The 12,578-nt window shown below is 69.2% G+C and carries 10 protein-coding genes and 1 pseudogene; all 11 read right to left on the minus strand.

Going from position 1 to position 12,578, the window contains the following annotated elements; genetic code table 11:
- On the minus strand, positions 1–477 hold the full coding sequence (locus ACQEWB_RS31535; RefSeq protein WP_432836936.1) for a roadblock/LC7 domain-containing protein: 477 nt from the start codon (positions 475–477) through the stop codon (positions 1–3).
- An 88-nt stretch (positions 478–565) separates the two neighbouring features.
- Positions 566–2,200, minus strand: a complete 1,635-nt coding sequence (locus ACQEWB_RS31540) for an ATP-binding protein (RefSeq protein WP_432836938.1) — start codon at positions 2,198–2,200, stop codon at positions 566–568.
- 205 nt (positions 2,201–2,405) lie between these two features.
- Entirely contained in the window at positions 2,406–2,600 is a 195-nt protein-coding gene (locus tag ACQEWB_RS31545; RefSeq protein ID WP_432836940.1) for a hypothetical protein, read from the minus strand.
- Positions 2,601–3,053: 453 nt separating this feature from the next.
- The gene (gene fxlM, locus ACQEWB_RS31550) at positions 3,054–4,292 is read right to left on the minus strand and encodes a methyltransferase, FxLD system (protein WP_432836942.1); all 1,239 of its coding nucleotides are present in this window, start codon (positions 4,290–4,292) and stop codon (positions 3,054–3,056) included.
- A 203-nt stretch (positions 4,293–4,495) separates the two neighbouring features.
- The gene (locus ACQEWB_RS31555; protein WP_432836944.1) at positions 4,496–5,671 is read right to left on the minus strand and encodes a hypothetical protein; all 1,176 of its coding nucleotides are present in this window, start codon (positions 5,669–5,671) and stop codon (positions 4,496–4,498) included.
- Positions 5,668–6,669 carry a thiopeptide-type bacteriocin biosynthesis protein gene (locus ACQEWB_RS31560; RefSeq protein WP_432836946.1) on the minus strand — a complete coding sequence of 334 codons (1,002 nt, stop codon included), beginning with the start codon at positions 6,667–6,669 and terminating at the stop codon, positions 5,668–5,670. The genes ACQEWB_RS31555 and ACQEWB_RS31560 overlap by 4 nt, the downstream gene beginning before the upstream one ends.
- Entirely contained in the window at positions 6,651–7,874 is a 1,224-nt protein-coding gene (locus ACQEWB_RS31565) for a lanthionine synthetase C family protein (protein WP_432836948.1), read from the minus strand. The genes ACQEWB_RS31560 and ACQEWB_RS31565 overlap by 19 nt, the downstream gene beginning before the upstream one ends.
- Positions 7,871–8,833: a thiopeptide-type bacteriocin biosynthesis protein gene (locus ACQEWB_RS31570; protein WP_432844117.1), complete on the minus strand. Its 963-nt coding sequence runs from the start codon at positions 8,831–8,833 to the stop codon at positions 7,871–7,873. Before ACQEWB_RS31570 ends, ACQEWB_RS31565 begins: the two co-directional genes overlap by 4 nt.
- Positions 8,834–8,902: 69 nt before the next feature.
- Positions 8,903–10,878: pseudogene (locus ACQEWB_RS31575) on the minus strand (lantibiotic dehydratase family protein); the annotation flags it as partial.
- Positions 10,879–11,007: 129 nt separating this feature from the next.
- Entirely contained in the window at positions 11,008–11,214 is a 207-nt protein-coding gene (locus ACQEWB_RS31580; protein ID WP_432836950.1) for an FxLD family lanthipeptide, read from the minus strand.
- A 59-nt stretch (positions 11,215–11,273) separates the two neighbouring features.
- Entirely contained in the window at positions 11,274–12,497 is a 1,224-nt protein-coding gene (fxlM, locus tag ACQEWB_RS31585; RefSeq protein ID WP_432836952.1) for a methyltransferase, FxLD system, read from the minus strand.
- Positions 12,498–12,578 lie beyond the last annotated feature (81 nt).

The raw sequence follows: 12,578 nt of genomic DNA on the forward strand, positions 1-12,578 counted from the left end.
TCACTGGCCGTCACCGGAGGAAGTCCCGCCTACCCGTGCCTGCGTGGCCAGCAGCTCGCCCATCCGCTTGATCAGGTTGACCATCGCGAAACCGACGGCTCCCTCGTCCGCCCGCGTGTTGGTCAGCACGCCCAGGACGCTCTCCACCTTCTCGGGGTCGCGTCCGATGTTCCGCGCCAGCACGGCCGGTGGGCTCCCCGCGCTCATGATGAACAACAGGAAATTGTTCTTCCTGATGAGGACCTGTTCAACGCGACCCTGGCCGTCATCGACTCCGTGGGCAAGCGAGTAAGCGCCGTTGATCACGGCGGCCAGGCGGTCTGGTAGATCGCCGTCCATGCTCGGTCCCGCGTGCGCCAGCCGCAGGCCGTCCTGTGAGGCGAGCAGGGCTCCGCTCACGTCAGGCAGTTGGGCCAAGTCGTTGAGGAGCTCGTCCACAACCACTTCCGGCTGGACCGTAGTGGAATCGGGGGTCATTCCAATTCTCCGTATCTCCGTACGTCGTACGGACCGGTGCTCCGGCGCGAAGCCAGGCACGAAGGATGGGTGGGGCGCGCTGCGGGTATCAGCTCGCGCTCCCCTCGGGCGGTCGGGCCTCGCCGGCTGTCCCGGCTTGCGCCGCGCGCTGCACGCCTTGGGTGAAATTGCTGACGAAGGCGGGATTCGGTGGTGCCTGCGGGGAGGGCGCGGCCTCGGGTTGTGCGGGGGCCGCGGGCTCACGGGTCGTTGCCTGGGGTGTCCGCTGTGGCAACCGGGGGCGGGTGTCGGGTGTAGCGCCGAGCGCAGACGCCGCGGCGGGCGGTCCCGAAACGGCGGGACGCGGCGGTGCGATGGGCTGCGCGCCGCGGTGAGGCAGCTGGCCCGTCGGCGCTGGGGCCGGTGGACTCGGTCGGGGACCGCCGGCTGGCCGGGGACTGGGACCGCTCGCGGCGTGTGGTGCCGGGCCCGGAACAGCGGCAGCGTAGGCGTGCGCCGGCGACGGGTCTGTCGGCTCGTTGTGCCAGAGTAGGAGTCGGTCCGGCACCACCACGAGCGCCGTGATTCCGTGCATGAGATTCTTCTGCAGCCGCACGTCGATGCCGTACCGGCGGGCGATTTTCGCCACCACGAGCAAGCCGGTCTGGCGCTGGGCGAGTTGCTCCGCCAGGTGCGTGTCCTGGGGATCGGCCAACATCTTGTTGTAGCGGTCGAGTTCGCGCAGGGCCATGCCTACGCCACGGTCCTCAATCTCGACGGCCAGACCTGCGGTGACTTTTGTCGCGCGGACGACGACCTTGGTGTCCGGCGGCGAGCTGAGAGTGGCGTTCTCCTCCAACTCGGCCAGCAGGTGGATCAGATCGGGGCCGGCGAAGCCTGGTATCTGCACATCGAGGGCGGCCGTGTGCATGCGGACGCGGGCGTACCTCTCGATTTCCCCCGACGCGCCGCGCAGCAGTTCCATCAGCCCGATCGGCTGGGTCAGCGTGCGCGCCTTCACGCCCCCCAGCACCGCCAGGCGCCCGGCCGACCGGCGCATCCGTTTGAGCAGGTTGTTGACGTCGAACACGCGGTAGAGCACGTCCGGGTCCTGGACCTGCTTGGTCAGTTCCGTCACGATGCCCAGCGCGCGTACGAGCAGCAGAGTCAGGCCGCCGGCGAGATAGACGAGCGCCTGGGTGAGTTCCGCCTGCCGCCCGTTCACCACCGCCCGCCAGGCTTCTTCGTGCAACTGGGCCAGCGCCGTCTCGGCCTCGTTCCATGGGTTGTTTTCGGTGCTCGTCTGTGCCGCGCGGAAGCCGGGAGGGGAAGGCCGTTCACCCCGGTCGAGCTGCTCCAGAGCGTCGCTGATGCTCTTGCGCCCTTCGTCCACTCGGGAGTGGAAGTGCCCCAGCCATCCCTGCACCGAATCGCTGTACTCGCTGCGCTGCCGGTGCAGGTCACCCGCGATCCGTACGGCCAGCCAGTCTGCAACGACCAGCGAGGTCAGCCAGGCTGCCACTGCCGCCCCTGCGATGATCCAACCGTTCGCGGTGACGGGGGCCGTCGTGGTGACGGCAGCCGCCGTGCCCAGAGCGGCTGTGGTCACGAGGGTGGGCACCAGTACCAGAAGCCGCAGCCGCAGCCGCAAACCCTTCTCGGTGCGCAGCGGCTCGGCACCGTGCGCGCGCCGGCGCGGGCTGCGGCGGCGACCGTTCGGGCGCGGGCATGACAAATCAGACATTGGTGACCTCGTGGAAGCTGGTCCTGACAGGAGGGGCGGGATGGTCGGCAGGGACCGGACGAACAGCACACCGACGCATTGCGCGAGTCGCCGAGACCATGCCGGAAGTCGGGCAGGAATGGCCGCCGGAACACGTGCACCAGACCGCAGTCGACGGGGTGGGCGGCGTACGGTCCGGGCTTACGGGGGTGTCCCGGCGGCCGGTCTATATATGGATCCTGCTGATCGTCTCGGCCGCGGTCTGCACGGCGCGGCTGATGGACGGAGCGAGCGAGCTGTCGTGGAGATAGAAGCCGAGGAGCACGGCCGCTATTGCGTGGCCGGCCTTGAGGCCGCCTTTGCGGATCAGCAGCCACACCACGACGGCCAGCACAACAACCAGGGAGACAGTGATGCTCACGGAATTGGGTTTCTGCTGGGCGAGTGCGCCCGAAGGGCCCCGCGTTGCCAATCGGGTTGTCGGCAATGGTCTTCATGGCCGCGGGACTTGAGGCGTCAGCATGCCTGAATGGTGCCGTGTCTGCGCAGCTGGTGACCGCATTGGTCCGGGCGCGGCCGGGATCGGCCGTTATGCCGGCTAAGGCGAGAAACGGGGCAGGCACGATGTCCTCCGGGGGTGCAGACTTGTCGTCTCGCGTCATGTCCGCGACGCCCGGGTGGCCGTTTCCGGCCTTCTTTCATTTTACAGGCAAACCAGGGAAGTAATAGAGGTTCTCAGGCCGTAAGTCTGTGAAAAATTCATGGTGCACAAGGGTGTTGGCGCCCAGAACGGGAAATACTGCTGCGCTGCATGTTCGGTGATGCTGGTCAGTCGAGCTGACATTCTCTTCCTGGCTGGGATGGCATCGTCGGGTCAACTCCTGCGCGGCCAGTCAAGGACGAGGCGGCTGTAGGGCTTGTCCATGATGAAGTGCGGTTCCGAGGCTGTCAGTTGGTGGCGGGCGTCGCCGACGGCCATGCGGAAGCCGGGTTCGGGCGAGGTATTGCCCCAGTATTGGCTCCACTCGCTGATTTCGGTGGCGACATGGTCGGCTAGTTCGGCGGCGCGGGGGCCGTGGCCGATGACCCCGATCTGCCAGAACGTGCCGTGCTCGTCTTCGCCTTCCTGCTTCGTGAGGTAGGCCAAGGTGTCCTTGTCGAGTGCGGTCATCGAGCCCCAGCCGAAGTTCGGGATGAGGTTGGAGCGGGATCCCGGCATCCGGGACAGGCCGTTCGGTAGCACGTATGACAGATACAGGTAGAGCCACTGGTAGGAGTCGCCCTTGCGGAACTTAACGTTGGTATAGATCTCGGCCGGGCGCTGGTCCAGGACGGCGCCGATCGCCTCGTGGTCGACGTTCTGCTCGCTGTAGGTCTCCAAGCGCACGTCGCCCTCACCTTCCATGTCGACCATGGTGCGGATGTCGTCGCAGACGCCCTTGCGCAGGGGGACGAACGTCATCATCTCGGTTGAGACCGTCTTCCAGGTCTGGCCGTCGCGTTCAAAGGCGAAACTGCGCGAGATGCTGCCGCGAATCCGCATCGGGATGACGAGGCGTCCGCCGGGGGCGAGTTGGTCGAGAATCCGTACGGGGATGTCGCCGGCGCCGACCGTGAACTGGATGCGGTCGAAGGGTGCGTGCTCGGGCAGGCCGGTGGCGCCGTCGCCCAGCGCGACGGTGACGTTTGTCGCTCCGGCCTGGGTGAGGTTCTTCCGCGCGCCGTCGATGAGGTCTTGGTCGACATCCACAGTCCACACATGACCCTCGGGAGCCACGAGTTCTGACAGCAGCCGGGCGTTGTAGCCGGTGCCGGCCCCGGCTTCGAAGATCTTGTGGCCGGGCCGGGCGTCCAACTGTTCGAGCTGGGTGGCGACGACGGAGGGGGCCGAGATACAGGACAGCATCGTGCCCGTCGCGTCGTGCTTGATCGCCACAGCGTCGTCGACGCAGGCGCTCTGAAGGTCGACACCGGGAAGGAAACGGTGGCGCTCGGTTCCCCGGAACGCGGCGATGATATCCGGGGTGCGCAGGTGGCCGCTGTCGACGAGGCGGCTCACGAGCTCGTCGCGCCATACAGCGGGATCGGTGACGGGCGGCACAGTGGTCTCCATTCGCGTGAGACTAGGGCTGGCGGGGGTGGGGTGACTGGAAGGCACGTCGGTGACGTGCGCCTCTACGCAAGCGACTTGGCGGCGCAGCGGATCCCACCGCGGCCCGTGCAGGTCGGAGGCACTCAGATGCGGTCGAAGGCGGCGATTGGAGGGCAGGCGAGAGCGGCACCGGTCCCACGCCCCGAGGGCTGGCGAGCATTGCCTCAACGGACGCCTGGCTGTCTTGCATGTGGCGATACCCCTCCCTCCTGAGTGAGGCACTGGGCGAGGCTCGCCCCAGCCGAGCTGACGGCCCGCAACATCGTGGACAGCACCGATTCCGGCAGGGCGCCCCGGCCGAGGCCGCCGTCGTGGACGATCGCCTCCAGCTCATGGCGTGAGCGCTCGTCAGTCGGTGTAGCGGGGTGGCGGAGGATTTCGCGTGCTGCGTACGCGTCACGCGCCAGTGTGGTGTCGCTGACGATCGCGTCGCACAGGGGGCGCGCGAGGATTTCACAGCCTTCCGGCGCTAGGTCGATCGCCGCCAGGGCCAGCCGCACCCGGAACATGCGCAGGTGCGGCGGGGGCGACTCCAGGACCTCCCGGACGGCGAGTGCCATAGCGGCGAACCCTTGAGCTGCGGCGCGGCCGGCAAAGTGATCGGCGTAGTGGCGGAGGACCTGCGCGACGGCTTCCTCCCACGGCTCCGTGATCGCGGCTTTGTCGATCAGGGAGTTGGCCGTGTCCAGAGCGTCGGTGTGCAGGTTCGCCACGATGCGTGCTTGTCTGCTCCCGTACAGGCGCTCGGGATGCTCGTCGTAGGCGGTCGCGTGTTCGGCCGCCGCATGCCATTGGCCGGCGGCGACCAGGAGCCGGGTGCCGTCGTCGAGCAGGAGGTCGTGGAGCCAGGGTTGGATGTGGTCCTGGGCGGCGTCGGTGGTGAAGCCGGTGAGGTCGATGGCCTGTCCGTGGACGGTCACGATGCCGCCGTCGCGGGCGGCGCGGTACACGCTCATGAGCTGCTGATAGGCGGTATGAGGGTTACCGGTTCGGGCGGTCAGCCGTACGAGGTTGACGATGGGCTGGAGGCTGGCGATGGCCGTGTCCCCGGTGACGGGCCATGCGGCCTGGAAGAGACGGAGCTGACGCAGGCAGAGGTCTGTAGCCAGATCGGTCAGCCCGCAGTCGGAGGCGATCAGTGCAGACAGGTTCCAGGTGGCACATGCGAGGTTGATCCGGTCGCGGAGCGTTCCGTCCTGCGCCGACTTCTTTGAGCAGGAGAGGACTTCGTCGAGCCGGGCGGCGAAGCTGGGGTAGACGAGGTGGGACCGGCTGACCAGCGGTAACCGCCGGGAGAGCCGACGGAGCCTTGCCTGTGGGTGCGGTGGCGGCGCGGTCACGGCATGGGCCTTTCCATGAGGTCGGCGGGATGCAGGATCGCGGTATATGCCGCATGAGCGAGCACACTCTGGGTGCGGGCGGGCAGACCGATCCGGTTCCAGTGGAAGATCACGTGGTATGCGATGACCGCACGCAGGCCGCGGTCGAGGGCTCCGTCCCGGGCGGCTGCGCCGAGGTCTCTTCCGGCCTGCCGAAACGCGCTCACCCAGTCGGCGGCGGACTTGAGGGTGCGGTCCGACTGGAGCATGGGGCCAGAGGGGCTGGTGTCGGCGATGAGCAGCTGTCGGAGGTTGTCGGCCAGGGCGTGGATTTTGGCGGTCGGTACGTCTGGGGGAAGGGGACGTTCCCGGGTGACGCGGTGCCAGACGTCTCCTTGCTCGTACCACTCCAGTCCGGCGGCGCGCATCAGGGTGGCGCACAGCAGCAGTGACAACTCCCGGCGGCCCAGCTCGCCGTGAGGTGTGGTGAGGATGGCGTGGCTGTCGGCGTGGAACAGTGTGTGGGCGATGGTCATGCTGGTGTCGCCGCCGAACGCCGCGGTCTCGGGCTCGTAGATGCCGGGCCACCAGCGGTGGACTGCCCCGGCGGCCGTGAGTTCCTCGAGCGTGTCGGATAGTGCCGGGGGGAGTTGCGTCTCGAAGGCCGGGAGCAGTCGTATCCGCCAGCACGGGTGCTTGCGGATGAACCACCACCCGGTGATCAAGTCGTCCTGTCGGGCCAGGTCCAGGACGGGGGCGAGGTGGTCGGCGGCGGTCTGCTCGGCCTTGGCCCAGTCGGTGAACTGGATGTACAGCTGACGCCATGCCGGAGGTCCCGCTTGTTGGGCGAGGGCTTGTCGCCCTGCCTGCCGGTAGACGGCGACGGCGGCGTCCAGGTCGGCGGGTTCGAGTCCGGCGCGGGCTGCGGCGGTGTCTGTGTCGGTACCGGCCAGGACGTCCAGCACGGCGGGCAGGGTCGCTTCCAGGAGGGTGGTCCTGTTCAGTCGATCAGTAGGCATGCGTCCCATCCCGAGGTCGGCGCAGCGCCGTGGGCTGCGGTGGTCAGGGCGAGGGCGGTGCCCGCGTCGCCTTGGAGTAGACCGGGGTCGCGGCCGGGCTGGGCGTGCCGGGTCAGGACGGCGGCCAGGTCGGGCAGCGCGGCGCGCAGAGCCGGGGCGGCGGCGTCGTGGGCGGCGCGGAAGGCGGTCTGATAGACACCCGCCCAGCCGTGGCACAGGCCCGCGTCGGTGATCTTGGACAGCTGATCGGAATCGGTCAGGCAGCGGACCAGGGCGTCCTCGTACAGGCGCTGGCGATCCGGATCACGGCGCGCGAGGGCGCCGAGCTGTCCGGCACGGGCGATGCCGGGGGTGCCATAGCACCAACTGGGCCGTACCGGGCCGCGCTGGGCGGGACGGCCGGCGCGGAGTTCACCGAGGCGGAGGTGCTCGGGCCACCAGAATCCGGCGGGGCCGTCCTGCCGCCACCTATCGAGCCAGTGAAGGATGGTGTCGACGGCGTCTTCCTGTCCGTCGACCTTCACACCGTGACGCAGCGCGCGGGCAAGGAGCAGCAGTGGGCCGGTAATGCCGTGGGCGGCGCCGAAGTTGGCGTGGCCGGCGGCGACGGTGGACGGGGTGAGGTCGGGCTGGTGATCGACCCACCAGCCGGGCAGCACGCCCCAGTCACGGTGCCGGATGGGGCGGGTGAGCTGTACGAGGTAGGCCAGGACGCGTGCCATCGCGGCGCCGGATGGGGTCCGGCGCAGCAGGTACGCGCCGATGCCGGTGAGTCCGTAGAAGATGTCGTACTCGTGGAAGCCGGCTGGACGCCCGTGTTGCATGCGGGTGCGTGCCGCGTCGCATCTGCGGTGGGCGAGTTGAGACACGTGGTGGTCCAGGGCTGCCAGCGCGTTCTGGTAGCGGGGCGCCTCGGCGGTGACGGCGCAGTCGAGCATGAACGCGGCGGCGGGCGCCCCCAGGTACAGGCCGCTGGTGTCGGCGGCGCTGACGGGGGTGGCGACGGCGGTCTTGATCCAGGGGTGTGCTTGCTGCCAGGTGCCGTCTCCGGTGCGGGCGCGCTCGATGTGCAGGAGCGCGGATCCGGCGGCGCCGGCGGCCAGGTCCTGCGCCGCCCAGGGCTGGTCTTCGGGCGGCGGGACGGGGGTGGCCAGGTGGGCTGCGAAGGAGTCCGCCAGCAGGGCCGGGCTGGTTGTGGTGGTCACGGCTGCCGCTCCCGGTGTCGCAGGGCGCAGGCTCGGGTGAGCCGACCGGTGGTGCGTTCGTGATCGGGGTCGACGGGCAGCGCCCGCACATGGTGCTCGTGGAGCAGCGACCGCAGCACGCTGTCGGGGCTGTGCCCGGTGGCCAGCTGCTGCCGGTAGGCGGTCAGGGCGGCAGCGCGCTGCCGCCAGGCGGCGATGACATCGGGGCCGCCCGGCAGGGCCTGGAGAGCGGTGTGCTCGGGATCGGCCAGCGCCTGGGCCAGGGCGATTCGATCCCGGGGTATGGGGCCGCGTTCTTGAGGCAGAGTGCGGGTCAGCCAGTCCGACGCCTGATCTGTGTCGCCGGTGAACCACACCGCCAGGTCGAACAGGCTCGCAGCAGTCAGGGCCTGCGCGGCGGCGGCGTCGTCCGCAGCGGCACGGATCTGTGCCACGCCGGCGGCGGAGTCCGCGGCGAACACCCGGTGCGCGGCGTCCAGAGCGGGGCCGTGGCCGAAGGGGCCGGTCTGGGGCGGGTAGGCGGCCAACTCCAGGCGGGCTGCCAGATGTTGGCTGCGGAGCGAGTCTGCCCAAGTGTTGACCAGTTGAGCGGTCGGACCGAAGGCGGTTGGATCGGGAAGGTGCAGGTACAGGTCCAGATGCTGGTCGGAGTCCGGCCGGGTTGTGTCGTGATGGCGCCTGAACCACCAGAGCGGCATGGTGGCGAACTGGTCGAGCAGAGTGGACAGGTGGTCGGACAGGATCTCGTCGTACCGCTGGGGGTGGGCAAACAGCCGGGCACACAGGACGGTGGACGGGCTGGGCGTCCCCGGGGCTGCGGCAGCGCCATCCCGCAGACGTGGAGGGTCGGCCGGGGCGGAGTTCGCCAAGGGAATCAAGAGCTGGTGGGGGCGGCCGATCCATGCCCAGTCCTGCGCGGTGGTGCTTTCGCGCAGTTCGACAACGCGGTTGCGGTCCACGCCGGCGCGCAGCAGCGCCCGGTGGATGCGCTGGTTGAGGTCGAGGGGCAGCTGCTGGCCGTCTTCGACAAGAGCCAGGTGATCGGGGACGCAGAGCCGCTCGCGCCACCGGGCAAGTGCCTTGTCCCAGTCGGCCATGGGAGCGGACCGGCCGGGCAGTTCCTCGGCGGACAGCAGCCAACGGGCAGGCGCGAGGATCGTTCGTTTGTACCGCACGCGTGGCAGGTAGGGCAGGGTGGAGGCGACGCCGAAGGTGAACTGCCGGTAGGCGGCGTTGCGGGCGGTGGTGATCTCCGCCAGGAAGCGGGCGAGCGGCGGCGTGTGGACGGATGCTTCCAGCGCGTGGGTGACGCGAGGCTCGATGTGCTGCCCCGTTGACCTGCGCACCAGATAGAACCGGCGGGTATCGGCAGTGACCGCGAGGTCGTCGAGCGGGATCACGCGGGGGCCGGGCTCGTGGTGCTGGCCGAGGGGGATGGTGAAGGGCAGGACCTGCATGGTGCGGGCGATGTTCTCGTTGCGGCGCCGTCGAGGGGTGAACGACAGTTGCGCCGCGACAGCATTGGGGTCGACGGTTGCGTAGGAGTCGGTGAGCGCGGTTTGTGTGGACGGAGGGAGAAGGTGCGCGAACCGGCCGAGCATGCTGCTGCCGGGGCGGGGGGCGCCGGTGACCAGCAGCCGGTAGTCGCCGCGCTGCACGGCGTCCAGAGTGGGGGCGTGGATTTCCACGGCGATCTCGGCCCGGGGCAGGGGCAGTAGCGGTTCGGCGTGGTCGGCGGTCAGGTCGGCGATCGTCGCCCGGGTGAGGACCAGCTCACGCTGCCCGCCGAGTATCGCCTCCTGGAGCAGGCGCAGGATCTTCTGGTCCCGGTCGGTCACCTTATAGGGAGGGCGGGCGCGCTCGGAGCCCAGGAAGCCCGCGGGCAGGCCGAGGCCGCTGTCTGCGACCACATCCAGTACGGGCACGAGGGCCTCGGTGCCGTACCGGTCGAGGAACCGCTGGTGGTAGTCGCGCCATTGCGGATACCCGTACGGATGGGGCGACAGCTGGTGCATGACCTGGGCGGCTTCGGCGGCTTCGGCCAGGAGGGCTTCGGGGATGCGGGCGGTGCAGTCCAGTGCGGCGTCCACGAGGAGGGGACGCGGCCGGTGGAACTCACGAGCTGCATGCTCTGCGCCAACCCGTCGCTGGGCGTCCAGGGGGCGGTCGTGTCGGGCTGGTTCATATCAGCCCGGATTGAGGCGAGTTGGGAGGTCAATTCTGCGAGGTCGGGGATGCTGGAGGCATCAGCTTTTTCCAGCTCGTCGCATAGGTGTGCGAGGGTGTCGATCGAGGTCATCGGGGGCCACAGACTGCTGATCAGAATGTTCTTGCTCACCAGATCGAAGATCAGGCCGGTGAGCTGTTCTGGGCGCGCCGTAGGGAACTGGTGGGCCAACTGATGCATGAGCCTGTCGTGCGGAATGGGGGCGCGGCTCGAGGCCAGCACAGCAGCCACGGGCCGGGTCAGGCGGACGGACAGCTCGATCGGGGCGTAGCCGGAGGCATGCGCGTCGGTCGGCATGCCCTCCACCACATGCCGGTCGCCACGGGAGCGGCCGGTGTTGTTGGCCACGACCGTCAGCCGGGCCAGCAGGGCGGGGTGGTTCTCCAGGCGGGTAATGACATCCGTCAGCCAGTCGGAATCAGGCCGCAGAACCGTGCGGTACCCCTTGCCCCACAGAACGTGGGCGGTTTGAGCGGGCTCAGCGGGGGCGACGCCGGCGAACACCCCGAACGGGGTGGGCCGGTGGTTCCACCGCAGGAGGTACGCGGCAACAGACCGGACGGCCCGCCTGATACGGCGGCCGTCGGTGACGGTGCCGTTGAGGATCTCGGCGACGCGCTGGCACAGGACGGGGCTGGCTGCGGACAGTGCCGTCGGCACCGGGGCGCGCCATACCTCCTCGAGCCACTGCCGACCGCGGATCGTGGCGTCGTCGCCGTGCAGGTCGAAGTCCGGCACGGGGATCGGCCGCGAAGCGGTGGAGGCGCGCAGCAGCATTCCGGGCTGCCACTGATACGTGAGGGGTGATCCCTGGGCCACCGGTGTCCCTTCCTGTTGTGGGGTGCGCGGACGGGTGGTGCCGGGGCGGCAGCGGTGATCGGCTGCCGCCCCGGCTAACGCCGCGTGTCAGGCGGCGTCCTCGATGGAGGACTGGCAGGCGCTGGCCCCGTTCTCGCAGGTGTTGCCGCAGCCGTCGCTGGTGGGGCACATGAAGACGGTGAGCGGGCTCTCGGAGATGACGACCTTGATGTCCAGCTCGAAGTCGTCGTCGGCGAGGCTGTCGACCGGCAGGTCGGCCGGGGCGGTGGGGTGGTCGAGTACGGCAGTGGTCATGGCGATCACTCTCTTTGTCCGATGGGATGGTGCAGGACGGCCTGGCCCGGCGCCGTGTTCTACGCGGTGGGCCAGGAGATCGAAATCCGGCTGTGCCTCTTGTCGATGATCCGGTCGCCGGTGATCCGGTCATCGGGCGTGCCCGCCGGGTAGAGGGCGATGTGCGGGCCGTCAGCGCCGCGGAGCTTTTCGCCCCAGGTGCGGAAGATGTCGGCGATTCGCTCAGCGAACTCGGCTGCGTCGGGCCCGAAGGCGTGGACGCCGTACTCTGCGGTCTTCTTCTCGGTGTCGCGGCGCACGACGCTGTAGGCGAAGTGCGGCCCGTCGATGGCGACCATGGACCAGCTGTTGCCCGTGGGGCCGATCTTGCCGGTGGCCAACTCGGGGTTGGTGGACATGAAGCAGAACGTCTCGACCTGTGTGGACAGGTACATCTGGAGGGTGCCGATGGGCTCCTGGCTGGCGACGGTCACGCCGGTCCACGTCTCGGCGCGGGCGCTGTTCAGGACGCCGTCCAGCAGAGAGGGGTTGGCGGGCAAGCCTTCGTCGAAGCGCAGAGTGACGTCCTCCGCTCCGGGGAGCTGCATGACCTGCTGGGCGTGGGAGCCGGCGCCTTGCACCGCGACGAAGCCGCACACGTGGGCGCTGGCGGCGACGAGGTGGTCAGCCTGCCGGATGAACCCGTACGTGCGGGTCAGGCCGTTGATGCGTAGCGGCACGACGAGTCGGCCGTCGTCCTTGAGCTGGTCGATCCAGGCGGGAGGGATGTCCCAGGCGCCGAGCGTCACCACGATCGCGTCGTAGGGGGCGTACTTGGCGACACCGTCCTCCGCGTCGGCGACCACGACGTTGACGTTGGTGTAGCCGGTCTCGCTGAGGAACTGCCTGGCGCGGTCGGCGGGCGCGGGGTCGATGTCGACGGTGGTGACCTGACCGGTGGGCCCGACCAGCTCCGCGAGGTAGGCGGCGTTCGGCCCGTTGGTGCCGATCTCCAGCACCTTGTCGCCGGGGCGGATGTCGGCCTGCTCCAGCTGCATTGCCTGGATCTGCGGGGCGGAGACCGAGCTGGTGTGGTTGCCGTGCTCGTCCTCCTTGGTGATCACGGCGTTGTACGTGCTGTAGGCGTCGCTGAGCGGCGCCTCGGGCACGGCCAGGTGCCGGGGCACCTTGCGCATGGCGGCCTCGACCGCGGGCGACACGATCGTGCCGTCCTCCATGAGCTGGTCGACGACCTTGTTGCGGAGCTGGGTGGCCTCGTCGGGGTCCATGGTCACATCGGTCATGGAAAGGGGTTCCTTACGTGGTGTTCTTGCACAACTGCGCAGGCATAGGGACCTCGCGCGGTTCGCCGGCGGATGCCGGTT

It is taken from the genome of Streptomyces sp. CA-249302, assembly GCF_050936785.1.
Classification (GTDB): Bacteria; Actinomycetota; Actinomycetes; order Streptomycetales; family Streptomycetaceae; genus Streptomyces.